At 67.7% G+C, this 26,208-nt stretch carries 20 protein-coding genes; 12 read left to right on the forward strand and 8 right to left on the reverse strand.

The annotated features are described in order from the left end of the window. Positions 1-7 precede the first annotated feature (7 nt). The 6 genes from U5775_RS19695 to U5775_RS19720 all read right to left on the reverse strand — a co-directional run bounded on the left by U5775_RS19695 (position 8) and on the right by U5775_RS19720 (position 6,699). A complete protein-coding gene (locus U5775_RS19695) occupies positions 8-1,075 on the reverse strand; it encodes a substrate-binding domain-containing protein (RefSeq protein WP_322059813.1) in 1,068 nt (355 codons plus the stop codon). Positions 1,076-1,152: 77 nt separating this feature from the next. Further along, a complete protein-coding gene (locus tag U5775_RS19700) occupies positions 1,153-2,118 on the reverse strand; it encodes an NAD(P)-dependent oxidoreductase (RefSeq protein ID WP_322059765.1) in 966 nt (321 codons plus the stop codon). A 68-nt stretch (positions 2,119-2,186) separates the two neighbouring features. Beyond that, positions 2,187-3,470: an MFS transporter gene (locus tag U5775_RS19705; protein ID WP_322059766.1), complete on the reverse strand. Its 1,284-nt coding sequence runs from the start codon at positions 3,468-3,470 to the stop codon at positions 2,187-2,189. 104 nt (positions 3,471-3,574) lie between these two features. Then, positions 3,575-4,588, reverse strand: a complete 1,014-nt coding sequence (locus tag U5775_RS19710; protein WP_322059767.1) for a sugar kinase — start codon at positions 4,586-4,588, stop codon at positions 3,575-3,577. A gap of 123 nt (positions 4,589-4,711) precedes the next feature. Next, on the reverse strand, positions 4,712-5,518 hold the full coding sequence (locus tag U5775_RS19715; protein ID WP_322059768.1) for a sugar phosphate isomerase/epimerase family protein: 807 nt from the start codon (positions 5,516-5,518) through the stop codon (positions 4,712-4,714). A 194-nt stretch (positions 5,519-5,712) separates the two neighbouring features. Beyond that, positions 5,713-6,699, reverse strand: a complete 987-nt coding sequence (locus U5775_RS19720) for a LysR family transcriptional regulator (RefSeq protein ID WP_322059769.1) — start codon at positions 6,697-6,699, stop codon at positions 5,713-5,715. A 117-nt stretch (positions 6,700-6,816) separates the two neighbouring features. On the opposite strand from U5775_RS19720, the gene U5775_RS19725 reads away from it, so the two are divergent. From U5775_RS19725 to U5775_RS19745, 5 genes are all read left to right on the forward strand, one after another. Further along, positions 6,817-7,881 (forward strand): YeiH family protein, encoded by a 1,065-nt coding sequence (locus U5775_RS19725; protein WP_322059770.1) that lies wholly within the window; start codon positions 6,817-6,819, stop codon positions 7,879-7,881. Positions 7,882-8,133: 252 nt separating this feature from the next. Next, positions 8,134-8,868 (forward strand): glutathione S-transferase, encoded by a 735-nt coding sequence (locus U5775_RS19730; RefSeq protein ID WP_322059771.1) that lies wholly within the window; start codon positions 8,134-8,136, stop codon positions 8,866-8,868. 40 nt (positions 8,869-8,908) lie between these two features. Further along, positions 8,909-10,657: a ClcB-like voltage-gated chloride channel protein gene (locus U5775_RS19735; RefSeq protein WP_322059772.1), complete on the forward strand. Its 1,749-nt coding sequence runs from the start codon at positions 8,909-8,911 to the stop codon at positions 10,655-10,657. Between the two features lie 399 nt (positions 10,658-11,056). Beyond that, positions 11,057-11,326, forward strand: a complete 270-nt coding sequence (locus tag U5775_RS19740) for a hypothetical protein (RefSeq protein ID WP_322059773.1) — start codon at positions 11,057-11,059, stop codon at positions 11,324-11,326. Positions 11,327-11,686: 360 nt separating this feature from the next. After that, entirely contained in the window at positions 11,687-11,917 is a 231-nt protein-coding gene (locus U5775_RS19745) for a DUF2795 domain-containing protein (RefSeq protein ID WP_322059774.1), read from the forward strand. A 22-nt stretch (positions 11,918-11,939) separates the two neighbouring features. Here U5775_RS19745 and U5775_RS19750 read toward each other — a convergent pair whose 3' ends face one another. Continuing rightward, positions 11,940-12,572, reverse strand: coding sequence for a TetR/AcrR family transcriptional regulator (locus U5775_RS19750; protein ID WP_322059775.1), 633 nt, complete (start codon positions 12,570-12,572; stop codon positions 11,940-11,942). Between the two features lie 481 nt (positions 12,573-13,053). On the opposite strand from U5775_RS19750, the gene U5775_RS19755 reads away from it, so the two are divergent. From U5775_RS19755 to U5775_RS19770, 4 genes are all read left to right on the forward strand, one after another. Beyond that, positions 13,054-14,157 (forward strand): efflux RND transporter periplasmic adaptor subunit, encoded by a 1,104-nt coding sequence (locus tag U5775_RS19755; RefSeq protein WP_322059776.1) that lies wholly within the window; start codon positions 13,054-13,056, stop codon positions 14,155-14,157. Then, positions 14,154-17,312, forward strand: a complete 3,159-nt coding sequence (locus U5775_RS19760) for an efflux RND transporter permease subunit (RefSeq protein WP_322059777.1) — start codon at positions 14,154-14,156, stop codon at positions 17,310-17,312. The genes U5775_RS19755 and U5775_RS19760 overlap by 4 nt, the downstream gene beginning before the upstream one ends. A 38-nt stretch (positions 17,313-17,350) precedes the next feature. Then, entirely contained in the window at positions 17,351-18,904 is a 1,554-nt protein-coding gene (locus U5775_RS19765) for an efflux transporter outer membrane subunit (protein WP_322059814.1), read from the forward strand. Positions 18,905-19,211: 307 nt separating this feature from the next. After that, on the forward strand, positions 19,212-19,634 hold the full coding sequence (locus U5775_RS19770) for a hypothetical protein (protein ID WP_322059778.1): 423 nt from the start codon (positions 19,212-19,214) through the stop codon (positions 19,632-19,634). 348 nt (positions 19,635-19,982) lie between these two features. Here U5775_RS19770 and U5775_RS19775 read toward each other — a convergent pair whose 3' ends face one another. Then, positions 19,983-22,502, reverse strand: a complete 2,520-nt coding sequence (locus U5775_RS19775; RefSeq protein ID WP_322059779.1) for a penicillin-binding protein 1A — start codon at positions 22,500-22,502, stop codon at positions 19,983-19,985. A 634-nt stretch (positions 22,503-23,136) separates the two neighbouring features. Between U5775_RS19775 and U5775_RS19780 the strand changes: the two genes are divergently transcribed. The 3 genes from U5775_RS19780 to U5775_RS19790 all read left to right on the forward strand — a co-directional run bounded on the left by U5775_RS19780 (position 23,137) and on the right by U5775_RS19790 (position 26,119). Continuing rightward, positions 23,137-23,787 carry a hypothetical protein gene (locus U5775_RS19780; RefSeq protein WP_322059780.1) on the forward strand — a complete coding sequence of 217 codons (651 nt, stop codon included), beginning with the start codon at positions 23,137-23,139 and terminating at the stop codon, positions 23,785-23,787. 358 nt (positions 23,788-24,145) lie between these two features. Then, positions 24,146-24,826, forward strand: coding sequence for a PspA/IM30 family protein (locus U5775_RS19785; protein WP_322059781.1), 681 nt, complete (start codon positions 24,146-24,148; stop codon positions 24,824-24,826). 108 nt (positions 24,827-24,934) lie between these two features. Next, the gene (locus U5775_RS19790) at positions 24,935-26,119 is read left to right on the forward strand and encodes a tetratricopeptide repeat protein (protein WP_322059782.1); all 1,185 of its coding nucleotides are present in this window, start codon (positions 24,935-24,937) and stop codon (positions 26,117-26,119) included. Positions 26,120-26,208: the final 89 nt, after the last annotated feature.

The raw sequence follows: 26,208 nt of genomic DNA on the forward strand, positions 1-26,208 counted from the left end.
GGTGGTGTTAGCCGAGCGTCGAGGCCCGCACGACCAGCTCGCCCGGAAACGCCGCGGCGCGCGCGGCCAGCGCCGCGCCCTCGATGCGCTCGTGCAGGAACTCCACCGCCCGGTAGCCAATCTCGCGCGTGGGCTGGCGGATCGTGGTGATGCCGGCGAGCTCGGCCCATTCGGGATCGTCGATGGCGATCAGCGCGACCTGCTGCTGCCATTGCGCGCCGAACTGCGCCTTCAGATGCAGGGCGAGCCGCAAGGCGACCGGCGCGTTCGCCGCGAACAGCGCGCAGCGTGCGCCGCGTCGCGCGGCAGCGGCGATATGCGCATCGAGCGCGGCAAGCGATGCGTCGACGCTCGCGTCTTCGCGCAGGTCGAGCACGTGCGTGGTCGCGTGTACTTTCCGCGCGCTTTGCGTGCCCGCCCCGGCTATCGGGGCCGCCCCCCCCTCAATCGACGCCCGAAACGCCGCTTCGCGCTCGCGCCGCGAGCTCACGTGCTCGAACGGCTGCACGACGAACACGAGGTCGTCGTAGCCGCGTTCCTGCAGATGCTGAACGCCGAGGCGCACGGCGGCCGCGTTGTCGAGCCCGACCATGTCGGCGTCGAGGCCGTCCACGGTCCGGTCGACCAGCACGGCGGGAATGCCGCCGCTGCCCATCGGCTTGAGCATCGACTCGGGCACGCCGAGCGCGTTGACGATCACGCCTTCCACGCGATACGTCGTGAGCAGTTGCAGATAGCGCCGCTCCATGTCGATTTCGTTGGCCGCGTGGCAAATGAGCGGCATGTAGCCGAGCGCGTGGCACGCGGCCTCCACGCCTTGCAGCACTTCGACCGAGTACGGATTCGCGAGGTCCGCGAGCAGCAGGCCGAGCAGCCGGTTGCGTCCGCGCTTGAGCCCGCGCGCCATCTGGTTGGGCCGGTAGTCGAGCCGTTCGATGGCCGCTTCGATGCGCGCGCGCAAGTCCGGCGAGAGCACCGAAAGCTCGCCGTTCAGATAGCGCGAAATGCTGGTCTTGCCGGTGCCGGCTTCGCGCGCGACGTCGCTGATGGTCGCGCGGCGTTGCGGCGCGCGCATGGCGACGCCCTCGCCTTCGCCGCCCGCGTCATCACCGTTAGCCGCCGCGTTCGCGGCCTTTGGGGCGCCGCCCGTGCTCATCGCGCGAGCACCTCGCGATTGACGATGTTGTTCTCGAGCGTGCCCGCGAGCGCCGCGACGAGGTTCTCGGCCGCACAGCGCGCCATCGCATGACGCGTCTCGTGCGTGGCCGAGCCGATGTGCGGCAGCGCCACGACGTTCGGCATGCGCAGCAGCGGCGAAGCCGGATCGAGCGGCTCCTTTTCGAACACGTCGAGGCCCGCGCCGTGGATCGTGCCCGCTTCGAGCGCGGCGATCAGCGCCGGCTCGTCGACGGTCGCGCCGCGCGAGGCGTTGATGAGAATCGCGCTCTTCTTCATCTTCTTCAGTTGCTCCGCGCCGATCATGTGACGCGTGGCGTCGGTGAGCGGCACCTGCAGGCAGACGAAATCGGCGCGGGAGAGCAGTGCGTCGAGCTCGACGCGGCGCGCGCCGTACTCGCGCTCGGCCGCCTCGTTCGCGCTGCGGTTCGTATAGAGCACCTTCATGTTGAAGCCGAGCGCCGCGCGCCGCGCGACCGCGCCGCCGATGCGCCCGAGCCCGACGATGCCGAGCGTCTTGCCCTGCACGTCCACGCCGAACTGCGCGGGGCCGATGCTCGCCTTCCAGTGGCCGGCCTTGACCCAGTCGGCCAGCTCGACCACGCGGCGCGCGCTCGCGAGGATCAGCGAAAAGACCGTGTCGGCCGTGGATTCGGTCAGCACGTCGGGCGTGTGCGCGAGTACGATGCCGCGCTTCGTGAGATCGGGCACGTCGAACTGGTCGTAACCCACCGAGATGGTCGAGAGCGCCTTGATGCGCGAGCCGTCGAGCAGCGTCGGCGCGATCTTGACGCTGGCGCCGATCGCGCCGTCGGCGTCCTTGAGCGCGGCGGCGAACGCTGCGGTATCGCTCGCGTCGACGAACGTCACGTCGAGATGCTCGCGCAGATACGCGGTCACGTCGTCGGGCAAGGTCTTGTAGGCAACGATTTTCTGCTTCATGAGTGCGCCATATCCGTCTGTTTCAGTCAGTTGCTCAGTCTGTTGCGTTCGTGATTTTCCGCGCCGCGTCACTTGCCGTGAGCCGGCGCGACGTAGGCGTGGGCGTCGTCGCGGCGCGGCTTGACCGCGAGCGTGAGGATCACCGAGATCACCAGCGCCGCGCTCATGAACGCGTACGATGCCGAGGGCGAGCCGGTCGCGCCGTTCAGGTAGCCGACCACGTACGAGCCCACGAACGAGCCGAGCGCGCCCATGCTGTTGATGAGCGCCATCGCGCCGCCCGCGACGTTCTTCGGCAGCAGTTCCGGCACGATCGCGAAGAACGGGCCGTACGGCGCGTACATCGCGGCGCCCGCCACGACCAGCAGCACGTACGAGCTCCAGAAGTGCGTCGAGCCGAGCGCATAGGAACCGGCGAACGCGAGCGCGCCGATCAGCAGGAAAGGCCACACGAACGCGCGGCGGTTGTCGAGCTTGTCCGAGGCCCACGAGGCGGCGAGCATCGCAATGGTAGCAGCGAGATACGGCAGTGCCGAGAGCCAGCCCGTTTCGACCATGCCGAGCGCCGAGCCGTTCTTCACGATCGACGGCAGCCACAGCACGAAGCCGTACACGCCGATGCTCCAGCAGAAGTACTGCGCCGAGAGCAGCATCACGGCCGGCGTGCGGAACGCTTCGGCGTAGTTCTTCACCGGCTTGATGGCGGCCTGCTCGGCGCGCATCGCGGCGTCGAGCGCGCGCTTTTCGTCGTCGGGGAGCCAGCTCACCTGGGCCGGCTTGTCGCGCACGAGCAGCCACCAGCACACGGCCCAGACCACGGCGGGCACGCCCTCGGCGATGAACATATGACGCCAGCCGAACACGTGCACGAGGTAGCCCGAGACCACCGACATCCACAGCACCGTGACCGGATTGCCGAGGATCAGGAAGGTGTTGGCGCGCGAGCGCTCGTGCTTCGTGAACCAGTTGCTGATGTAGATGAGCATCGCGGGCATCACGGCGGCTTCGACGACGCCGAGCACGAAGCGGATCGCCATCAGCGAGGGGATGTTCGTGACGATGCCCGTGAGCGCCGCGCATCCGCCCCAGAGCACGAGGCTCACGAACACGAGCTTGCGCACGCTGCGGCGTTCGGCATAGACCGCGCCCGGGAGCTGGAAGAAGAAATAGCCGAGGAAGAACAGCGCGCCGATCAGCGACGAAAGCCCGGGGCTGATGCCCAGATCGCGATTGATGCCGGCCGCCGACGCGAAGCCGTAGTTGGCGCGATCGAGGTAGGCGAGGCTGTACGTGATGAACACGATCGGCATGATTGCCCACCAGCGGCGCGGTGCGAGCGAGGTTGAGGTCATCGGTGTCTCCGGTCCCATGCAAAGCTGGTCTCATGGCGCTTTGCCCCGGTCGAGGCAAAGCCTGTTGGAATGCGGGCCGCTGCGGGCAGCGCCCCGCCCTGCGCTTATGCGGCGGCGGGCGCTTCGGTTGCGTCCGTTTTTGCTTTCGTTGTTGCGTCTTGTGCGGCGTCCTGCGCTTCGAGCGCTTCGAGCTGCGCGCGCGTGGGCAGCCCTTCCGAATCGCCGATCACCTGCACCGCGAGCGCGCCGATGCGGTTGCCGCGCGCCACGGCGTCGTGCAGCGTGCGCCCTTCGAGCAGCGCGCTCACGACGCCCACCGCGAAGCCGTCGCCGGCGCCGACCGTATCGACGACGTTCGCCACCGGCTGCGCCTTCACCTGGCCGCACTCGCCTTCCTGCGTCGCGAAGTACGCGCCTTGCGCACCGAGCTTGACGATCACGCCACGCGCGCCGCGTTCGAGATAGAAGCGCGCGATCGCCGCGGGATCGTCGGAGCCCGTGAGAATGCGGCCTTCGTTCACGCCGGGCAGCACCCAGTCGGCGAAGCCCGCGAGCGCGTTGAGCGTCTGCACCATCTCGGCTTCGGAGCCCCACAGCGTCGGGCGCAGGTTCGGATCGAAGGTGATCGTGCGTCCCGCCGCGCGCATCTGGCTGGCGAGCATGAACGCGAGTTCGCGCGAGGTGGCCGAAATCGCGGGCGCCACGCCGCTCAGATGCAGGTGGCGCGCGCCGAGCACGTAGTCGCGCCTGAAGTCGTCGACCGACAGATGGCTCGCCGCCGAGCCGCGACGGAAGTATTCGACGGTGGGATCGCTGCCGTCGTCGTTCTTCGACTTGAGCTGGAAGCCCGTGGGATGGCGCGGATCGGTTTGCACGCACTGCGCGTCGATGCCTTCCTGCGCGAGCACCCCGCGCACGAACTGGCCGAACGAATCCGCGCCCACGCGGCTCATCCAGCCTACCTTGAAGCCGAGCCGCGCGAGACCCGTCGCCACGTTGAGCTCGGCGCCCGCGGCGCGCTTCGAGAAGTGCGCGACGTCGGAGAGCGGGCCGGTGTCGCCGGCCACGAACATCGCCATGGCTTCGCCGTAGGTGATGACATCGAGTGAGTGCGTCATGGAGTGCATTCCTGAAAATCGTATTCGTCGGGTGTCGCGCTCGCGCTCGCCAGGCTGGCCCGGCGCTGGTGCGGTTAGCGCCCTGTCACGGCGGGCGCGGCCGTCACGCATGCGGCAACCAGGTCACGCGGCGCCGAGCCAGGCCACGTAGCGCGCGGCGTCTTCGGTCACGCGCGCCTCGTCGAACGGAAACTCGATGCCGCGCGGCGCGTGCGCCGGCAAGCGCGCGAGCGCGGCGCGGCACAGCGCATCGTCGGCGGCGGGTGCGCAGGCGAAGCGCCGCGCGCCCACGCCCTCCACGGCCTTGCAGTGGATGTATTCGACGTACGGCGCGAGCGCGACGGCGGCCATCAGCGGCGCTTCGCCGGTCCAGTGCCAGTTGCCGATATCGAAGGTCATGCCGATCAGCTTGTCCTGCCCGGCGGCACGCAGCGCGCGAAAGAGGCCGATGAACTGGGCGAGCGTGCCGCCCTGCGCGAGCTGGCCGTTTTCGACGACCACGCGCGGCGTGTGCGGCGCCTCATCGGCTGTCGCGCCCTCTGCGCCCGCCACGTTCAACGCTTCGAGCACCGCCGCGAGCCTTGCGACCTGCACGTCGTCGCCGAAGCCGCCCAGTTGCAGCTTGACGAAGCGCGCGCCGAGCGCGCGGCCGCAGCCGATGGCGTCGCGCAGCGCGGCTTCGTCGAGCACGCCGTCTGCACCGTAGAGCGTGTCGGGCGTCGACCACACGGACCACAGACCCTCGCGTGCAAGCGCCGTGCCGAGCGCGCCCAGGGCTTCGGGCCGCGCATCGGCGTCGTCCATCAGCTCGCGTCGCACCTCGAAGGCGCAGGCGCCCGCCCGCTTCGCCGCGCCGGACCATGCCGCATGTCCGTCACGCCGGATCGCTCCGGCGCCGAACGCGCTCGCCACTATCGCTACTTCCGCCATCGTTTTCTTCCTGTTGCCTGGTCGTGTTCCTGCGCCGCCGAAACTCGGGTTCGGCGCATTTGGAACCGGTTCCAAACCGGTGCCGAAAAAAAGCGCCTGCGCGCTCCGGTTGATGGGCGGATAGTGCGCCGAGGCGGCGCACGACGCCATTATGGAAATCCCCTAAGCAGTCGCGGGAACCTCGGGGCGGGATGTCAGGCTGAAGGTCGCGTGCCGCCCGCGTCGCCATTGAGGCCACCGTTGCCGCCTGGGTCGGGCGCGTCGAGCAGGCACAGCTCGAGAAAGCGCTGCGCGACCCGCGAAGCCGCGCCCGCATGCGGCACGATGATCGACAAACGTCGCGCCAGCGGCTCCGGGCGAATGCGGATCTGCTGAAGCGCGCTGTCCTCGTGGCGCATAGACAGCGCCGAAACGAAGCCGATGCCCATGCCGGCCCGCACCGCTTCCTTTACGCCCTCGACGCCGGCGATTTCCAGCGCGACGCGCATCGGCACGCCGGCGCGCGCGAATGCGCGCTCCACCACCTGGCGCACGCCCGAGCCGTCCTCGCGCAGCACGAGCGGCAGCCCCGCAAAGGCGCCCAGTTCGCGGCGCAGCGGCGCGGCAGCGCCTCGTTGATGTGCGTCCTCATCGTCGCCCGTGGCCTCCGTGGTCAGCGCGTGGCCGCGCGGCGCGATCGCCACGATCTCGTCCTCGTGCCACGGGTGCACCGCGCAATCGGCGGGCAGTTGCTCGCCCACGGGCCCTTCGATCAGCGCGATATCGAGCTCGCCGAGCATGGCGACCACGTCGGTCGTGTTGCCGCTCGCCGTTTCGAGCTTCACCTCCGGATAGCGCCGATGAAACGCCGCCACCAGATACGGCAGCCGGTAGCTCGCGGGCGTCGTGCTCGCGCCGATACGCAGCGTGCCGCGCTCGAGCCCGCGCAGCGCGTCGCGAAACGTCAGCGCGTCGCGCCAGGTGTCGCGCAGGCGCGCCGCGTAGGCCGCGAGCTGCTCGCCGGTGGGTGTGAGGCGCACGCCGCGCCCGTCGCGCTGATAAAGCGGCTCGCCGAACTCCTCCTGCAAGAGCCGCAACTGCCCCGACACCGCGGGCTGCGACAAATGCAGCGCGAGCGCGGCCCGGCTGATGTTCAGGTGCTCTGCAACGGCGGCGAAAGTTATCAGTTGCTCCGGGGTCATGGCGTCCAACTATCGTGTTGACCTATATTTTACGTCGCAAATGACGATTTTTCATATCCTTATATCTAATTTAGGATTGGAACATTCGTCAGTCAGACCCATTCGCTGCCAAAAACCATGTCCACACCGTCGACTTCTCTTACTTCCTCGTCGTCCGCTGCCCGGGGGCAGCTCAACGGCGTGCTGTTTGTCGCGCTGTTCGCCGCCGCCGTCACGCGCATCGCCGCCCTGCCCGCCATCGCCGGGCTCGGCCTGAGCCCGCTGATCGTCGGCATCGTCGCCGGGGCGTTCTATGGCAATGCGCTGCGCGACGGCATGCCCGAAAGCTGGGCCGCCGGCGTCAACTTCTCGGCGCGCAAGCTGCTGCGCATCGCCGTGGCGTTCTTCGGGCTGCGCGTGAGCCTCCAGGAAATCGCCCAGGTGGGCCTGCCGGGTCTCGTCGAGTCCGTGGTGATCGTCGTGAGCACGATCGCGATCGGCACCTGGGCCGGCATGAAGCTCATGAAGCTCGACCGCGACACGGCCATCCTCACCGCGGCCGGCAGCGCGATCTGCGGCGCCGCCGCCGTGCTCGCCTTCGAGTCGACGCTGCAATCGAAGCCGCACAAGAGCGCCATGGCCGTGGGCAGCGTGGTGCTGTTCGGCACGCTTTCGATGTTCCTCTACCCGCTGCTCTATCGCGCCGGCTGGCTGCATCTCGATACGATGGGCGCCGGGCTCTTCTTCGGCGGCACGATCCACGAAGTCGCGCAGGTCGTGGGCGCGGCGAGCAACGTGAGCCCCGAGGCCACGCATATCGCCACCATCGTGAAGATGACCCGCGTGATGCTGCTCGTGCCGGTGCTGCTCGCGCTCGGCGTCTGGCTCAATCGTTCGGCGCGCGGCGCCGCCCAGGGCCAGCAAGGCGCACGCAAGCTCGCCGTGCCCTGGTTCGCGCTCGGCTTTCTCGCGCTCGTCGTCGTGAACTCGCTGCATGTGCTGCCCGATTCGGCCACCCAGACGCTCAACATGCTCGACACCTTCGCGCTCACCATGGCGATGACGGCGCTCGGCATCGAGACGCGCGTTTCGCAGATCCGCCAGGCCGGCCCGCGCGCCCTCACCACGGGCTTGATCGTCTACGTGTGGCTGATCGGCGGCGGCCTTGCGATCACCTGGACCGTGGAGCGGCTGTTCGGATGACCTGGCGCAGTACGGCTTCGCCTCCGTTGAGAGACCGCGTACCGGCCCCGCCGGTCGCTTGCCCCGCCCCTGGCGGGGCTTTTTGCGTTTTTCGCGCCGGTAACGGCGGAGCGCAAGTGCATGAAGCGGCGCACGCGCAGCCACCGCGCCGCAGCGTCCATTTGCGCGTGATACTGTCGTCCCATACCGCTCGCTTCGCGCGCGGCAGTCGTTGCAATCCCGATGGTTGCAATCTCGATGGAGGGACGACCGATGGCATACGAACTGCATTACTGGGACGGCCTGCAAGGCCGCGGCGAATTCGTGCGGCTCGCGCTGGAGGAAGCGCGCGCGCCCTATGTGGACGTGGCGCGCGGCTCGAAAGAAGACGGCCAGGGCATGAGCGCGATGATGGCCGAGCTCGAAAGCGACGGCCCGTATCCGCCCTTTGCGCCGCCGTTTCTCAAGGACGGCGACCTGATCGTGCCGCACGTCGCGAACATCCTGTTCTATCTGGGTCCGAAGCTGAAGCTCGCGCCGCACGACGAGGGGCTGCGCATCGTCGCGAACGGCCTGCAGCTCACGATCGCCGATCTCGTGACCGAGGTGCACGACACCCATCACCCGATCGCGAGCGGCCTCTACTACGAGGACCAGAAGAACGAGGCGAAGGCGCGCACGAAGGATTTCATCGCGCATCGCATCCCGAAATTCATGGGCTACTTCGAACGCGTGCTCGCGCAGAACCCGGACGGGCCGCAGCACATGGTCGGCAAGGCGCTCAGCTATGTGGACCTGTCGATGTTCCAGATCGTCGAGGGGCTGCGCTATGCGTTCCCGAAGGCGACGAAGCATCTGGCCGACCACTATCCGCACGTGATCGCGCTGCACGACGCCGTGGCCGCACGCCCGCACATTGCCGCGTATGTCGCCTCGGAGCGGCGGCTGCCCTTCAACGAGACCGGCATTTTCCGCCACTATCCGGAACTCGACCGCGCCGTGCGCTGAACGCGCGGCATTCCCCAACCATAAAAACTGCCCACTCGCCGTGCTGTCATTCCTGCTGAAACTGCGCACCCGCGCCCGCGACCTTTTCCGCCTCTCCGACGCCCACACGATGCTGATCTGGTCGGTCATCGTGGGGATAGCCGGCGCGTTCGCGACCGTGCTCTTTCGCGAGGGTATCGCGCATCTGCAGATCCTGTTCGTGGGGCGCGAGGGCAGCTTCGTCGCGATGGCGCGCAGCCTTCCCTGGCACACGCGCATCTGGCTGCCGGCCGCGGGCGGCTTCGTGGCGGGCTGCTGCCTGCTGATCGCCAGGCGCAGCGGCACGCCCGGCAACGGCGGCAAGCCGATGCACACCGACTACGTGGAAGCCGTGGCGATCGGCGACGGCGTGATGCCCGTCGGCAAGAGCATCTGGCGCAGCGTCTCTTCGCTCTTCACGATTGCGAGCGGCGGCTCGATCGGCCGCGAAGGCTCGATGGTGCAGCTCGCCGCACTCGCCGCCTCGCTGATCGGCCGCTGGGTCCACTTCGATCCGCAGCGCCTGCGCCTGCTCGTGGCGTGCGGCGCGGCGGCCGGTATCACCTCGGCCTATAACGCGCCCATCGCGGGCGCCTTTTTCGTGACCGAGATCGTGCTCGGCGCCATCGTGATGGAGAGCTTCGGGCCCATCGTCGTGGCTTCGGTGGTGGCCAACATCACGATGCGCGAATTCGCGGGCTACAAGCCGCCGTACGAAATGCCGGTGTTTCCGCCCGTCACCGGTGTCGAGGTGCTGCTCTTCGTGGCGCTCGGCCTCCTGTGCGGCGCGCTCGCGCCGCGCTTTCTCTCGCTGCTCGACGTGACGAAGGCCGGCTTCGGGCGCCTGAAGCTGCCGCTGCCCGTGAAGCTCGCGCTGGGCGGCTTCGTCTGCGGCGTGATCTCGATCTGGGTGCCCGAGGTCTGGGGCAACGGCTATAGCGTCGTGAACTCGCTGCTGCATTCGCCGTGGACCTGGACCGCGCTCGCCATCGTGCTCGTGCTCAAGGTCGTGGCGACCGCCGCGACGGTGGGCTCGGGCGCCGTGGGCGGTGTCTTCACGCCGACGCTCTTCATGGGCGCCGTGGTCGGCTGCCTGTTCGGCCAGGGCATGCACGCGCTCTGGCCGCACGGCACCTCCGCGCCGTTCGCGTATGCGATGGTCGGCATGGGCGCGTTCCTTGCAGGCGCGACCCAGGCGCCGCTCATGGCGATCCTGATGATCTTCGAGATGACGCTCAGCTACCAGGTGGTGCTGCCGCTGATGCTCTCGTGCGTGGTCGCCTATTTCGTCGCGCGCGCGACGGGCAAGAAGTCGATGTACGAGATCACGCTGCACCGCAACCGCGAGGAAGCCGAGCGGCTGCGCCTGCGCGCCACGCAGATGCGCGAGCTGATCCGCCCCGCCGACACCGTGGTGCACTCCGACGCCACCGTGCAGGAGATGACGCGCGTGTTCCTCGAATATCCGGTCAAGTATCTCTACGTGACCGACGACAAGGAAAGCTTCCTGGGCGCGGTCGCGCTCGCCGACATCACGAACGACTTGCTGCAAAAACGCGATACCTCGACCAAGCACGCGTGCGACTACATCAAGCCTTCGTTCGACGTGCTCACGCCCGACATGCCGCTGGCGGTGGCCTTGCAGCACTTCATGTCGTTCCAGGGCGAGCGCTTGCCCGTGATCGAGAGCGCGAAGCATCCGACGCTCGCGGGCGTGGTCTACAAGACGTCGCTGCTCGACGCGTATCAGCGCATGACGCCGGAGCGTTGACGCGCCAGGCCTGGCGCGAAAGGCGCGCGCCATAGGCGCTGAAACTGGTTGAAGGTGGTTATACGCGCGACCGGCCGCCATGGCCTTGCACGCGCGTCGAGGCGCCGCGCTAGCGGGCCGGAAGTCCCTTCCCGCGCCGCTTGCAGTAAAAAGCACGTCCGTTCGAGACGCGCTTGCACATTTGCTGCCATTATGGAACCACTGCTACGCGCGTTCGCGCCGGTGGGCGGCGTCCGCCGCCTCTCGTCCGTCGCACGCGCCGTGGTTTGCCACGTTGCTCCGGGGTCCGCCATGAGGCCCGCTCCGAACCGTGGCCGCCGCGCCCCGCCGGTCAGCCTGATCGTCGCGGCACGGCACTTGCTGCGACCTTTGGGCCGCATGAGGAAAGGAGGTCGAGCGATGAAAACCTCGACACTGATGACCACCGTGCTGTTGTCTGCCTCGTGCTTCGCCGCACCTGTGCGCACCCAGGACGCCCAGGTCGACCGCGCGAGCGCCACCGTCCCCGCACCGTCGGTGCGCTCGCCGATGGATGACGCACCCGTGGCGCCGCCGGCGCCCGACGTCCCCGTCGCCGCAACGGGCAGCCAGCATTGGGAATATCTAAGCCTGCCGAAGTCGCACCGCCTGGACCAGACGCTGGTTCCCGTACTGCATCAGCAAACCTAGACGCCGCCGCGCGAGCCGCGCTGTCCCGCCGCGTTACCCGACAGGCGGCCCGTGCGTGCGTCGTGGCGTGGTCCACGTGATCTGTATGGCGCGTCGTCGTGCACGCCCGTCGCGACGTTGCTGGCTACGCCGCCCGCGCGTCCCGCAACAAGTCATTGCGGACCGATGCGGCCGGGCTCCCCGCACATCCAGCGGCGGCACGCAGCAAGGATTGTGTATGCTTGATCCGCGACGCCATCTATCAGTGGCTGCCGTCAGGCGCCATCGGGCAGCATGAAGCACCAACTGGCCGCCCAGGCTGCCCCCCCACCATTCCGACGTTGCCGCTTTGCGGCGCCCGCCGCGCAAAGGATCCGACGCATGTCCGCCACGCCCATCCCCGAAGAGCCGATCGATCTCCAGTTCGCCGACGTGCTGCGCGAAGTGCGCTGGCCTGCCAACAAGGACGAGCTCGTGGAGGCCGCCCGCGACGCGGGCGCGAGCAACGAGGTACTGGCGGTCCTCGACGGCCTGCCCGAGCAGGACTATCGCGACGTGGCCTCGGTCACGCGTCTGATCGGCAGCAACTACGGCCCTGGCCTCGGCATCTGAGGCCCGCCGCGCGCATGAGGCGTCAGGCGTCGCGCCCGAACACCACGCGCGCAAAGAAGCGGCCAAGCACTTCTTCGATCACGGGCGGCGTGACGTGCTGCGGATCGGCTGCGGCGAGAAACTGCACGCCGTCGCACAAGCCCATCAGCCCGATTACCAGAAGCTCGGGCGCGAGCGTGAGCGGCGTGCCTACGCGCGCCGAAAATTCCTCGATATAGGCGGCCAGTTGATCGCGCTTTTCCTTCATGAATGCGTTAAAGCGCGTGCGAAAGCGCGCATCGCGCGCCGCAAGCAGCTTGGCCTCGACCCACAGCAAGAACGCCTTGTTGTCCTGCGGCATCCGGCTGTAGTACGCGAGCACGCGCGCTTCCATGTCTTCGCGCGAGGTGTTCGTGGCAAAGATCGCGCGCAGGTCGGCCTGCACGGCCTCGTGATCGCGCCGCAGCAATTCCACCAGCAGCTCCGACTTGCTGCCGAAATTCGAATAGAACGCGCCGCGCGTGTAGCCGGCCGCCTGGGCAATATCTTCCACGCTCGCGCCGACAAACCCCTTGCCCATGAACATGGCCTGTGCGGCGTCGAGCAGGCGCTCGCGCGTCTGGTCGCGGCTTTGCTCGCGGGTGAGTCGGGTGCGCTTCGCGGGTTGGCGCGTCATGGCGTAAGAAACCGGGCAGGCGTTGGGATAGCGCGAGTCTAGCACTGAATGTTTCTTCGGATTCGACAATGTATTCAGATACAAGGTTGTATTAGAATTCGAAGAATCATCTGAGACCGGCCCTCGTGCGAGGCCCGCAACATCGAGGCGCACAAGGCGCACACTCCGCGCGGACGGGCTCAGCAAACGGCGCGTAACAGGTAACAGGTCAGCCCCGAGGTCAACCTCAAGGTCAACCCCGAGGTCACCCGGTCAACCCGGCCAGCATCGGACGGCACGGTGCACGGGGCCTGCGCGCATGCGTTCCAGGCATGTCGAGGTCCATGTGAATCGTTGCGGTCGTGGCGCATCGCGCAGGATGCGCAGTCAGTCCAGTGGGTTCGTCGAATCCGTCCAGCCCGTTGAATCCATCGAGTCGATTCGGCCAGCGCCGCGTCGCGCGCTGGCGCGTCTCGCGAGGTCGGTTGCGCCGATTGCACCGGTGATCGCGCTCTGTGCGCTCACCGGCCTCGCCGCCTGCGGGAAGAAGCCGGAAGCGTCGCTCTCGCCCCGGCCCGTCGTCTCGATGATCGTCCATCCCGATGGACACGGTCCGTCGGCCACTTACCCCGGCACCGTGCAGGCGCGCTATGCCACCCCGCTTTCGTTTCGCGTGAACGGCAAGATCGTCGAGCGCAGCGCGCGTCTTGGCGACACCGTCAAGCCCGGCCAGGTGCTCGCGCGCCTCGATCCGGCCGACTACGACAAGAACGCCGCGAGCGCGCAGGCGCAATACGATGCCGCCCAGCACCGCTTTGCATTCGCGAAGCAGCAGCTCGACCGCGATACCGCGCAGGCCCAGGCCAACCTCATCGCCCGCGCCCAGCTCGAACAAACGCAGGATGCCTACGCGTCGGCCGTGGCGCAGCGCGACCAGGCGAAACAGCAGCTCGCGCTCGCCCAGGATCAGCGCCGCTACACCCAGCTCGTGGCCGATCACGCGGGCATCATCACCGCCGAGAACGCCGACACCGGCCAGAACGTGCAGGCCGGCCAGCCCGTCTATCAGCTCGCGTGGACGGGCGACGTGGACGTGGTGAGCGATCTGCCCGAGAACGCCATCGGCGGCCTGCACACCGGCGACGCCGCGCAGGTCACCCTGCCCGCGCTGCCGGGCCGCCGCTACACCGCCACGGTGCGCGAGCTGGCCGCGGCCGCCGACCCGCAAAGCCGCACCTGGCGCGTGAAGCTCACGCTCGAACAGCCGGGCGCCGACGTGCGCCTCGGCATGACCGCGAACGTCGCCCTCGCGAACAGTGCCGCCAACACCGCCAATGCCGCGCAGGCGGAAAGCGGCGCCTTCACGATCCCCGCGACCGCGCTCTTTCACGACGGCAACGCACCGGCGCTCTGGATCGTCCAGGGCGCGGACAACGTGCTACAACTGCGCCGCGTGAGCGTCTCGCGCTACGACGCGCGCACGATCACCGTCACCGAGGGCCTGAAGGACGGCGAGCGCGTCGTGCTGCAAGGCGTGCACACGGTCACCTCGGGCGAGAAGGTGCGCCCGGTCGCGCCGCTGCACCCCGAGGATTTCGCGTCATGAGCCAGCTCGGCGGCCATGAGCCGGGCTCCGACCACGACGAGGGGCGCTTCAATCTTTCGGCATGGGCGCTGCGCCATCGGGCGCTGGTGACGTTCGTGATCGCGCTCGCCACGATCTTCGGCGCGCTTTCGTATACGCGTCTTTCGCAGTCCGAAGATCCGCCCTTCACGTTCCGCGTGATGGTGATCCAGACCTTCTGGCCCGGCGCCACCGCGCGCCAGGTCGAGGACGAGGTCACCACGCGCATCGGCCGCAAGCTCCAGGAGACGCCGTATATCGACTTCCTGCGCAGCTACTCGCGCCCCGGCGAATCGCTCGTGTTCTTCACGATGAAGGATTCCGCGCCCGTGAGCGAGGTGCGCGAGACCTGGTACCAGGTGCGCAAGAAAGTGGGCGACATCGCGCCGACACTGCCACCCGGCGTGCAAGGCCCGTTCTTCAACGACGAATTCGGCGACGTCTACACCAATATCTACACGCTCGAAGGCGACGGCTTTTCGCCCGCGCAGCTCCACGACTACGCCGACAACCTGCGCGAAGAGCTGTTGCGCGTGAAGGACGTGGGCAAGGTCGATTATTTCGGCGATCCGAACCAGCGCATCTACGTGGAGATTCCCAACGCGCAACTCACGCGCCTCGGCATTTCGCCCACGCAGATCGGCCAGCTGATCGGCGCGCAGAACAGCGTCGCCGCGGCCGGCACGCTCACCACCGCCGACGACCGCGTCTTCGTGCGCCCGAGCGGCCAGTACACCGACCTCAAGGCGCTCGCGGACACGCTCATCAACGTGAACGGGCGCAGCTTCCGGCTCGGCGATATCGCCACGATCCGGCGCGGCTACGACGATCCGCCCGCCACGCAGATGCGCTTCCAGGGCAAGGCCGTGCTCGGCATCGGCATCACGATGCAGCCCGGCGGCGACGTGATCCGGCTCGGCAAGGCGCTCGACCAGCGCGTCGACGCACTGCGCCGCGAACTGCCCGCGGGCCTGAAGCTCGTGGAGGTGTCGAGCATGCCCGACGCGGTGTCCCGTTCGGTCGACGACTTCGTCGAAGCGGTGGCCGAGGCCGTGGGCATCGTGCTCGTCGTGAGCCTCGTTTCGCTCGGCGTGCGCACCGGCATGGTGGTCGTGATCACGATTCCGATCGTGCTCGCCGTCACCGCGCTCGTGATGTATCTGTTCGACATCGGCCTGCACAAGGTCTCGCTCGGCACGCTCGTGCTCGCGTTGGGCCTGCTCGTGGACGACGCCATCATCTCCGTGGAAATGATGGCCGTGAAGCTCGCGCAGGGCTGGAACCGCACGCGCGCCGCCGCGTTCGCCTACACGAGCACGGCGTTCCCGATGCTCACCGGCACGCTCGTCACGGTCTCGGGCTTCCTGCCCATCGTGCTCGCGAAATCGAGCACCGGCGAATATACGCGCTCGATCTTCCAGGTCTCGGCGATCGCGTTGATCGCCTCGTGGTTCGCGGCGGTCGTATTGATTCCGCTGCTCGGCTACCGGCTGCTGCCCGAGCGCAAGCCCGACGCGAACCCACCCGAAGCCGCCGCGCACGGCGAGCATCACGAAGAGGACATCTACGACACGCGCTTCTATCACCGCCTGCGCCGCTGGGTCGGCTGGTGCATCGAGCGCCATATCGTTGTGCTCGCACTCACCCTCGTGCTGTTCGTGATCGCGCTCGCGGGCTTCACGCTGATTCCGCAGCAATTCTTCCCGAGCTCGGACCGGCCCGAGCTGCTCGTGGACGTGCGGCTGCCCGAGGGCGCCTCGTTCGACGCCACGCTGCGCCAGACGAAGCGTCTCGAAGAAGCGCTGAAGGGCCGGCCCGAGATCGACCATTCGATCGACTTCGTCGGCACCGGCGCGCCGCGCTTCTATCTGCCGCTCGATCAGCAATTGCAGCAGCCGAATTTCGCGCAGTTCGTCATCACCGCGAAGTCCGTGAAGGATCGCGAGAAGCTCGCGAGCTGGCTCGAAACCAGGCTGCGCAACGACTTTCCGGCCGTGCGCACGCGTCTTTCGCGCCTCGAAAACGGGCCGCCCGTGGGCTATCCCGTGCAGTTCCGCGTGAGCGGCGACGACATCGCGACCGTGCGCGGGATCGCCGAGCGCGTGGCCGCGGCCATGCGCGCCGATACGCGCACCGAGAACGTCAACTTCGACTGGGACGAGCCCGCCGAGCGCTCGCTGCACTTCGAGATCGACCAGCAGAAGGCGCGCGCGCTCAATATCTCCTCGCAGGACGTCGCGAACTTCCTGCAGATGACCTACTCGGGCTACACCGTCACGCAGTACCGCGAGCGCGACAAGCTCATCAGCGTGGATCTGCGCTCGCCCGCCAACGAACGCGTGGACCCGGCCCGCATGCTCTCGCTCGCCATGCCCACGCCGAACGGCCCGGTGCCGCTGGGCGCGATCGGCCACCTCGTGAACTCGCTCGAATACGGGGTGATCTGGTCGCGCGACCGGCAGCCGACCATCACCGTGCAGGCCGACGTGCGCCGCGGCGCGCAAGGCATCGACGTCACGCATGAGCTGCAAAAGCAGCTAGAGCCGATTCGCGCGACGCTGCCCACGGGCTATCGCATCGAGGTGGGCGGCTCGGTCGAGGAAAGCATGAAGGGCCAGGCGTCCATTTTTGCGCAGCTGCCGGTTCTCGTGATCGCCGTGCTCACGCTGCTCATGATCCAGTTGCAGAGCCTCTCGCGCGTCATGATGGTCGTGCTCACCGCGCCGCTCGGTCTGATCGGCGTCGCGCTCGCGCTGCTGCTCTTCGGCGAGCCGTTCGGCTTCGTCGCGATGCTCGGCGTGATCGCCATGTTCGGCATCATCATGCGCAACTCGGTGATCCTCGTGGACCAGATCGAGACCGACATCCGCGCGGGACACAAGCGCTTCGACGCCGTGGTCGGCGCGACGGTGCGGCGTTTCCGCCCGATCATGCTGACCGCCGCGGCTGCCGTGCTCGCGCTGATCCCGCTCGTGCGCTCGAACTTCTTCGGGCCGATGGCGACCGCGCTGATGGGCGGCATCACGAGCGCGACCGTGCTCACGCTGTTCTTCCTGCCCGCGCTCTACGCCGCCGCGTTCCGCGTGCGCAGCAGCGAAACCGACGCGCCCCGCCCCAACGCGGAGAACACACCATGAACCGCGTCATGAACCGCATCACCCACGACAGCGCGCCGATGAAGACCCGCCATCCGCGTCCATCGCATCGAACGAGACCGCGCGCGTGCGCGGCGGCGCTTTGTGCGCTCTTCGTGAGCGCCTGCGCATGGGGTCCGGGCGGCGCGCCGCCCGCGATGCCCGAGCCCGCGCATTACGGCGCGCAGGCGCAGCCGGCGCAAACCGTGGCCGCGCAAGGCGTCGCGCAGCAGTTCGTGACGGGCGCGCAGCCGGTGCCGCAATGGTGGACGCTCTACGGCTCGCCCGAGCTCGATGCGCTCGTCGACGAGGGCCTCGCCAACAGCCCGAATCTCGCATCCGCCGATCACAGCCTGCAGGCCGCGCGCGAGCAGTTGCGCGGCCAGGTCGGCAGCTCGATGCTGCCGACCATCGACGCGCTCGGCACCGCGCAGCGCCAGCGCGCCCCCGGCGTCCCGCAGCTCGGCATCGACAAGCTTCAGTACGACCTGTTCGCGGGCCTCGTCGAAGTGCGCTACTCGTTCGACATTTTTGGCGCGACGCGGCTGAACAACGCCGCGCTCGCCGCGCGCGTGAACATGCAGGCGTTCCAGTACGAGGCGGCGCGCCGCGCGCTCGCGGCCAACATCGTCGCGAGCGCGCTGGGCGCGGCCACGCTGCACGCGCAGATCGACACGACCGAGCGGCTCGTCGCGCTCGCCAACGCGCAAGCCGACGACGTGCAAAAGCGCTACGCGCTCGGCGCGGTCTCGCATACCGATCTGCTCAGCGCGCAGCAAAGCGCGGCTTCGCTCGCTGCGAACCTGCCGGGGCTGCGCCAGCAACTCGCGGCGCTGCGCCACGCGCTCGCGGTGCTGCTCGGCCGCACGCCCGACGCCGCCCCGCCCGATCTCGACCTCGCCAGCTTGACCTTGCCCGCGCAGGTGCCCGTCGTCGTGCCGTCGGATCTGCTCAAGTCGCGGCCCGACATCGAGGCCGCCGGTGCGGCGCTGATCGCCGCGTCCGCCGACGTGGGCGCGGCCACGGCGCAGATGTTCCCGAGCATCACGCTTTCCGCGGGCCTTGGTCAGGGCGGCTTCAGCTGGCCCGTCGTGACCTCGGGCGCGGGCGCGCTCTGGGCGATCGGCGCCTCGCTCACGCAGCCGATCTTTCACGGCGGCGCGCTGCTCGCGCAGCGCCGCGCGGCGCTGCAGTCCTACGACGCGGCCAACGCCTCGTACAAGCAGACCGTGCTTGCGGCATTCCAGGACGTCGCCGACCGGCTCGCCGCGCTCGAGCATGACGCACAGGCCCTCGACGCGGCCGGGACATCGGCGCAAACCGCCCAGGGTGTCTATGAGGAGACGAACGCGCGCTACCGGCTGGGCGCGGTGCCCTACTACGCCGTGCGCCAGAGCGAGCAGCAATGGCGCAACGCGCGGCTCGACGAAGTCCGCTATCGCGGGGCGCGGCTTTCGGATACGGCGGCGCTGTTCCAGGCCATGGGGCAGCCGCCGACGAGCGCCGATGCACCGGCTGCGAACGCCCAGACGCGCGCTGTGAGCAATGAAAACGGCGAGAAGGCCGCCGGCGCGGCAGTGCCGTCGCGTGAGTAGAACGCGCCCCCGAGTTCCCTGCGCGTGAGCGAAAAATAGAACGACACATCCGCCACGCGCATTCCCCGAGTGTCCTTTCCCTGCGCCGCTTCACGACTCGCTGCCCTCTGTTAATCGGCTGTCGACGCCGCCTTTCCGTCGGAAAGATCTGAGCCTTATTTTCGAGACAATGCTGCTACACTGCGTCGCAAATCGAGATAACAAAAGCCGGTCCATTCGGATTCCTCTGTAAATTGCGACCGTCTCCAGCGGAGACAGCCGTTGCCGAGGCATGCAACGGCGCACGACAACCTTGACGAGCTCGATCATGCGAATCCTGTCGAATCGCGGCCTTGGCGCCGCAGTGCTTCTCATGGCCAGCGTCACCGCGCATGCGGGCATCGACTGTTCCGGCTCGCACGGCGGATTCCGCTTCATGACCTCGGATAGCTGGACAGGCACCGACAAACTGGAGCACTTCGGTGTCTCCGCGCCGTTTGGCGCGCTCGGCGGATGGCTCATGCGCGACACCGATCATCCCGTGATCTACGGCACGCTGATCGGCACCATACCGGGCCTCGCGAAGGAGACGCTCGACGGCACCTGCCGCACGGACGGGTTCTCGCCCAAGGATCTTTTCGCCGACGCGCTGGGCGCGCTCACGGGCGCGTGGCTCGCGCATTGGGCCCTCATGTACTCGCGCGACTCGCACGCCAAAACGTTTGGGCTGCAATACGACAACGTGTTTTGAGCTCGCGCGATGTGTACGTTGCCTCACGTCGCGCGTTTGCTCGTAGAGCCTTTTGGATCATGGAGTTAGCTTCGCTCTCCCAACGTTATCAACAGGGCCTTCAACAAAAACTGTGGACAACGGAGGGTTGGGTCGGGGGTGGGTTTATCAACAGTTTTTGTTGAAGTCCCTGTGGAAAAGCCCTGGGCAACCCGACCAAGTCCTTGATGCACAAGGAAAACAACGCCCCAAAACAAAACGCGGCACACCGTTGCCGGTGTGCCGCGTTCAAGACATCGCTACGAGCGGGCCTGAGTGGATACAAGCCTATCTACCAGGCAGCCCGAAACGTCCGCTAAAGAGTCCCCATCAAGGCTTGTTCGTCTCAAACAAATCCATGATCTGCTTGCGCTCGGTCTGCGTGACGCTCGGCGGCGCGAGACCGCCCGGCCCCATCGTGCCGGTCGCACCGCTCGCGTCGCTGGCCGCGCCCGCCGGGTTGCCCGACTCCATGCCGATCGCCGAGACGAAGCCCGCGCCCGGCGTCGCATCGGAGTAGTAAAGCTCGTCGCCGATCGTCGTGAGCCCGGACGGCATCGGCGGCTCTTCCTGCGGCATGCCGCGCAGCGCACGGCCCATGTAGTCCACCCAGATCGGCAACGCGAGCTGCGCGCCGAACTCGCGGCTGCCGAGGCTCTTCGGCTGGTCGTAGCCCATCCACGCCACGGCCACGAGGTTGCGCTGATAGCCGGCGAACCAGCCGTCGTGCGCGTCGTTGGTCGTACCGGTCTTGCCCTGCAGGTCGTCGCGATGCAGGACGTTCGTACCCGCGCCCGTGCCCGCCGTCGCGACCGAATGCAACAGGCTGTTCATCACGAACGCATTGCGCGGCGTGAGCGTCTGCGGCGCATTCTGGCCCGCCACCAGCGGCTGGGCGCGCAGGATCGGCTGGCCGTGCGCGTCGTCGACTTCGGCGATCAGATACGGGTTGATGCGATAGCCGCCGTTCGCGAACACCGAGTACGCGCCCGCCGACTGCAGCGGCGTGACGAGGCCCGCGCCCAGCGCCATCGGCAGGTACGGCGGCGTCTTGTCCGCGTCGAAGCCGAAGCGCTGCGTCACGTAATCCTGCGCGTACTTCGTGCCGATGTACGAGAGGATGCGGATCGACACGAGGTTCTTCGACTTCTGCAGCGCGAGACGCATCGTCATCGGGCCTTCAGGGTAGTCGTCGTCCTTCGGCTCCCACGCGTCGCCGCCCGGCGTGCTGGGCGGGAAGTACAGCGGCGCGTCGTTGATCATGGTGGCCGGTCCGAGGCCCTTCTCGAGCGAGGCCGAATAGATGAACGGCTTGAAGCTCGAACCAGGCTGACGCCACGCCTGCGTGACGTGGTTGAACTTGTTCTTGTTGAAGTCGAAGCCGCCGATCAGCGCGCGAATCGCACCGTCCTGCGGCGTGAGCGACACGAGCGCGCCTTCGACCTGCGGCAATTGCGTGATCTGGTAGTTGCCCTTCGCGTCCGTCATCAGGCGCACGATCGAGCCCGGCTTGATGCGCATCGTCGCCGACGCGCGCGCCGAAAGGCCGGCTGCGGCGAAGCGCAGGCCGTCGCCCGTCACGTTGATCTGCGTGCCGTCGAGCAGTTGCGCCGTGACCGACTTCGGGCTTGCGGCGATCACCACCGCCGAGACGATGTCGCCATTGTCGGGGTGGTCGGTGAGCGCGTCGTCGATGGCCTGATCGCGGTCGTCGCCGGGTGCCGGCAACTGCACGAAGCCTTCGGGACCGCGATAGCCGTGGCGGCGCTCGTAATCCATCACGCCCTTGCGCACGGCCGCGTAGGCCGCGTTCTGGTCGGCCGAATCGATCGTCGTCGTGACCGTGAGGCCGCGCGTGTAGGTTTCGTCCTTGTACTGCGAATACATCATCTGGCGGACCATTTCCGCCACGTACTCCGCATGCACGCTGTATTCGGTGCCCGCGGTGCGCGTGTGCAGCGGCTCCTTGATCGCCTCGTCGTACTGTTCCTGCGTGATGTACTTGAGTTCGAGCATGCGCTTGAGGATGTACTCCTGGCGGATCTTCGCGCGCTTCGGATTGACGATCGGGTTATACGCGGACGGCGCCTTCGGCAGACCCGCGAGCATCGCGGCCTCGGCGAGCGTGATGTCCTTGAGGTCCTTGCCGAAGTACACGCGCGCAGCCGCCGAGAAGCCATAGGCGCGCTGCCCCAGATAGATCTGGTTCATGTACAGCTCGAGGATCTGGTCCTTCGTGAGCGCGCGCTCGATCTTGTAGGCGAGCAGCATTTCGTAGATTTTGCGCGTATAGGTCTTCTCGCTCGAAAGGAAGAAGTTGCGCGCGACCTGCATCGTGATCGTGCTCGCGCCCTGCGAGGCGCCGCCGTGCATCAGGTCGGCCACGCCCGCGCGCAGGATGCCGACGAAGTCCACGCCGCCGTGCTCGTAGAAGCGGTAGTCCTCGATGGCGAGCACCGCTTTCTTCTGCACGTCGGGGATGTCCTGGAAGCGCACGAGCTGGCGCCGCTCCTCGCCGAACTCGCCGATCAGCACGTGGTCGGCGGTGTAGATGCGCAGCGGCACCTTGGGCTGATAGTTGGTGAGCGCGTCGAGCGAGGGCAATTGCGGCCCCATCACGACGAGCGCATAGCCAACGATCAGCGCGCCCACCACGCAGAGCGTGGCGATCAGGCCCGCGAACCAGATCGCGATCGACGCGCCGATCGAGCGGCGGCGCGGACGCTCGTCGCGCGAGTCGCCACCGCGCGAGTCACGCGGGCCGCGCGGCGGCTGACGTCCATTGTTGAAGGAGGGTTCCCGATCGTCGTTCGGGTAGTGCGGGGAAGGCGGTCGTTTAATGATAGGCATGACTGGAATGATTGGCGCGTTCGTTCTGCGCCCCCGGCTGCGCGCGGCTCGCGCGCATAGATCTCGATCCTGGCGTCATGGCGCCAATGCGGCGTGTGGCAGCGCCGCACTGCTGAACGCGGCGCCCTGTGGCGTGACCGGCAACGCCCCCGTCCGGCCACGCGGCGCGCATGTTCGGCGCACCGTCGCAAGGTTACTCTTTCAATACCCTTTCGCATGGGCGCCTTTACGGCAGCGCCCGTGGAAATGTAACAGCGCATTCTAAATAATTCGTGCGCGGGCGGTCGGGCTTTTTTTGTAAGAGTTTCTTTGGAACGGGTCTGCGACCCTCTTTTTTCGTCCTTCGTGACACCACTTGCGCCAATCGGCGCGTTCTGCGGAGAAAGTTGCGGAATCAACGGAGAAGCAGACCGGGAACGCGCGGAGTTTGCCCGCTAATGTGGAACATTATTGCGCTACGAAGCGGCGCCAGGCGCGCGTGTTTGCGTTGCGCATCGCGCGTCGCGTCTTATGATGGAAAGGTTGCTGCACGCCCTCCTCGCCTTGCCTGCCGGCCAATACGCACCTCTCCATTAGCCGTCGCGCGCATGCGGGACCCGAGTTCACTCGAAGCCGATCCAACGGCCAGCCGACCATGAACAAGCCCAGCGAACGCATCGTCGTCTTCGTCACGCCCGCGCAAAAGCGTGCGATCTCCGCCACGGCCGATGAACTCGGCATCAGCATCAGCGAACTGATGCGCCGCGCCGTGATGGCTTTTAGCGCGACGAGCGACCAGGTGAAGGCGGCGAGCATCGTCGACCGGCTGAGCGCGACGCGCGAGCCCGACGCGCTCGCGCAGGTGCTGCGCAAAGCGGCAAGGCCGCTGCGAACCGGGCGCGCGGCGGGTCTGCGGCCGGCTGTTGCGGAGCCTGCGGCGGCTGACGCGCAAGCGGACGTCGAAGCCGCCGGGACGCTGAACACCGAAGCGCCGCTGCCAGCAGGAAGCGCAGAAAACACCGTCACGGTGCCTGAGGCCAGCACCGAACCGGATACGGCGGATATCACGGACACCAGCCGCGCCGAGCGCGAATTGGCCCTGGCCGTTGCGCGCCTCTCCGGCGCCGCCGAGCAAGCGCCCGGGATGACCGAAGCGGAAACTGGCGCCGCGCTCCCCGAGGACGCGCATCGCGAAGAATCCGAACCGCTGCGGCCACTGAGCGGCACGCCGTTCGCACGCGCCGCGCGCGACGAAGAAGACGCTCGCCGCAGCGATCCCGCACCTGATACGGGCAAATTTGCCTGACGCCAGGACGCGCCAATCGAGCCGCCACCGCAGGCCCTTTAAGTCCCTTTTAAGAGACCCCGTGGTGTAATATCCGCGAGCGATGCGCCAGGGCCCCTGAGCCGGCCGAGCCGAACGATACGGCTCAGTGTGTGGCGCAAGGGTTAATTTAGCGGCGTTGGCCTGTTGCAATTGGCAAAAACGCCCCGAATTGCGCGCTGCATGCGCGGCTAGCGCAAAGCGGCGTAAGCTGAACGCGAGATTGTCGCGCGGCCCGTTCGGGTCCGCCGCAACACATCGCGCGCAACGCGAACGCCGCACGCGCGCATCGCGGCCCGCTGGAGCACAGCGGGGCCGATCTCAATCACCGGAGGAATTCATGTCGCTTTTCGACTCCATCTCTCGCACGGTCAAGGGTCTCTTGAACGACGCCGCCGACTCCGTGCAAGACCCGTCGCGCGACGCGCGCCAGATCGTGCGCGAACTCGACGACAGCATCGGGAAAGCCGAGAACTCGCTCGTCGAGATCCAGGCGCAGGTCGCGATGCAGCAAAGCAAGCGCGACGTGGCCGCGGACAAGGCGAAGAAGTATGAAGACGGCGCGAAGCGCGCGCTGCAATCGGGCGACGAAGCGCTCGCACGCGAAGCGCTCGGCGCCCAGGCCACGGCCGAAGCCGAACGCGATGCGCTTGGCGCAGAACTCGCCAAGCTCGAACCGTCGGTCGATCAACTGAAGCAGCAGATCGACGACATGCGCGGCCGCCGCAACGACCTCAATGCGCGCTCGAACATCCTGCAGGCGAAGCAGCAGATCGCCCAGGCGAAGGACGTGGCGGCCACGGCGCTCGGCGGTATCGGCGGCAAGAATCTTGCCGAGGACTTCCAGAAGCTCGAAGACAAGGTGAGCCTCTCGAACGCGCGCTCGGACGCCCGCCTGAACTCGGCGGACACGACGAGCGGCAAGGCGCTCGACGACAAGCTCGCCGCGCTGAACAAGGGCCCGTCGGTGGACGACCGCCTCGAAGCCCTCAAGAAGCAGCTCAATACGCCGGCACAGTAACTGCGCCGGGCGTAAAGGATGCGGCGCGGCCAGCATTCGGTGCGCGGTGCGCCGCATCCAACGTTTCGTATGTCATGGAGACGGGCGACAAGCCGCCCGGCCTGCAACATGAAAAAGTATCTTGTCGCACTTTTCGCAACGCTGACGCTCGTGAGCGGCCTGGCGTTCGCCGTGCCGAGCGTGCAGCAGATCGAATCCGCGATGTCGCAAGGCGACTGGCAGCGCGCGGACTCGGGGCTCACCCAGGTCCTGCAGGCGCACCCCGACAATGCCCGCGCGCATTACCTCTACGCGCAGGTGCTCAATCGCGAAGGCCGCTACGCCGACGCGCTCACGCAGGTCGAGCAGGCGAAGTCGCTCGATCCGCAGGTCCGCTTCACGCAGCCGCAGCGTTTTGCGCAGGTCGAAGCGAAGATCCGCTCGGACGCCACGCGCGCAGGCGCCACCACGACGAGCCACACCAATAACCCCTTCGCCCAGCAGGCGCAGTCGGCAGCGCCGGCGGCGCTCGCCGCGGCCAGCGTGCCGCAAAAGCACGGTCCTGGCATCGGCATGTGGATCGGCATTGCCATTGTGCTGGTGGGCGTGGCGCTCGTGCTGCGCTGGACGCTGCGCCGCGCGAAGTCCACGGAAGACGCGAGAGCCGGCGACGACCGCCGCGATCAGCTCAAGCGCGCGACCGACCTGCTCAACGCTGTGCGCTCGCTCAAGCTCGATCTGAGGCTCTCGACGGCGCCGGGCCATGAAGCGCTCGAAAAGGAAGTGGAAGGCTTCGAGACGCAATTGCGCAGCGTGGTCGAAACGCTCTCGGGCAGCACGAACCCGGTGGCCCCGTATCAGATCGAGGATCTCGAGCGCCAGTTCGCGAGCCTCAAGGCGCGCGCCGAAGGCCGGCCCGATCCGAACGCGCAGGCGGCCGCCGCGCCGTCGTATGGCGGCAGCGGCTCGGCCTATGCGCGCGAAGCGGATGCGGCGTTCGGGCATAACCCGCAATATCCGCCGCAGTACCCGCCGCAGCAGCCTCCGCAAGTCATCGTGCAGCAAGGCGGCGGTGGCATGGGCGGCATGGGCGGGCTGCTCACCGGCGTGCTGCTCGGCGAGGCGCTCAACCATGGCCGCGACCGCGTGATCGAACGCGACGTGATCGTCGACGACAATGGCCAGCGCGTTCCGCGTGATGACGGCAATGGTGGCGGCGTCGACTTCGGCCAGGGCTCGAACGACTGGGACGATGGCTCGGGCGGCGGCGTCGATATGGGCAGCAACGACAGCTCGGACGACTGGAATACCTGAGGGCGTCCAGCGAAGCGGCGCACCCGCCGCCATAATGAAGGTAACGACGGGCTCCCTCGCGGAGCCCGTTTTGCATCCTTCGCCTCTTG

Origin of the sequence: Paraburkholderia sp. J63 (genome assembly GCF_905220245.1) — a bacterium.
In the GTDB taxonomy this organism is placed as follows: domain Bacteria; phylum Pseudomonadota; class Gammaproteobacteria; order Burkholderiales; family Burkholderiaceae; genus Paraburkholderia.

Excerpts from the sequence above, each read along its gene's own strand:
- U5775_RS19695 (WP_322059813.1), bottom strand. The coding sequence starts at position 1,075 with ATGCGCGCGCCGCAACGCCGCGCGACCATCAGCGACGTCGCGCGCGAA.
- U5775_RS19700 (WP_322059765.1), bottom strand. The coding sequence starts at position 2,118 with ATGAAGCAGAAAATCGTTGCCTACAAGACCTTGCCCGACGACGTGACC.
- U5775_RS19705 (WP_322059766.1), bottom strand. The coding sequence starts at position 3,470 with ATGACCTCAACCTCGCTCGCACCGCGCCGCTGGTGGGCAATCATGCCG.
- U5775_RS19710 (WP_322059767.1), bottom strand. The coding sequence starts at position 4,588 with ATGACGCACTCACTCGATGTCATCACCTACGGCGAAGCCATGGCGATG.
- U5775_RS19715 (WP_322059768.1), bottom strand. The coding sequence starts at position 5,518 with ATGGCGGAAGTAGCGATAGTGGCGAGCGCGTTCGGCGCCGGAGCGATC.
- U5775_RS19720 (WP_322059769.1), bottom strand. The coding sequence starts at position 6,699 with ATGACCCCGGAGCAACTGATAACTTTCGCCGCCGTTGCAGAGCACCTG.
- U5775_RS19725 (WP_322059770.1), top strand. The coding sequence starts at position 6,817 with ATGTCCACACCGTCGACTTCTCTTACTTCCTCGTCGTCCGCTGCCCGG.
- U5775_RS19730 (WP_322059771.1), top strand. The coding sequence starts at position 8,134 with ATGGCATACGAACTGCATTACTGGGACGGCCTGCAAGGCCGCGGCGAA.
- U5775_RS19740 (WP_322059773.1), top strand. The coding sequence starts at position 11,057 with ATGAAAACCTCGACACTGATGACCACCGTGCTGTTGTCTGCCTCGTGC.
- U5775_RS19745 (WP_322059774.1), top strand. The coding sequence starts at position 11,687 with ATGTCCGCCACGCCCATCCCCGAAGAGCCGATCGATCTCCAGTTCGCC.
- U5775_RS19750 (WP_322059775.1), bottom strand. The coding sequence starts at position 12,572 with ATGACGCGCCAACCCGCGAAGCGCACCCGACTCACCCGCGAGCAAAGC.
- U5775_RS19760 (WP_322059777.1), top strand. The coding sequence starts at position 14,154 with ATGAGCCAGCTCGGCGGCCATGAGCCGGGCTCCGACCACGACGAGGGG.
- U5775_RS19765 (WP_322059814.1), top strand. The coding sequence starts at position 17,351 with ATGAAGACCCGCCATCCGCGTCCATCGCATCGAACGAGACCGCGCGCG.
- U5775_RS19770 (WP_322059778.1), top strand. The coding sequence starts at position 19,212 with ATGCGAATCCTGTCGAATCGCGGCCTTGGCGCCGCAGTGCTTCTCATG.
- U5775_RS19775 (WP_322059779.1), bottom strand. The coding sequence starts at position 22,502 with ATGCCTATCATTAAACGACCGCCTTCCCCGCACTACCCGAACGACGAT.
- U5775_RS19780 (WP_322059780.1), top strand. The coding sequence starts at position 23,137 with ATGAACAAGCCCAGCGAACGCATCGTCGTCTTCGTCACGCCCGCGCAA.
- U5775_RS19785 (WP_322059781.1), top strand. The coding sequence starts at position 24,146 with ATGTCGCTTTTCGACTCCATCTCTCGCACGGTCAAGGGTCTCTTGAAC.
- U5775_RS19790 (WP_322059782.1), top strand. The coding sequence starts at position 24,935 with ATGAAAAAGTATCTTGTCGCACTTTTCGCAACGCTGACGCTCGTGAGC.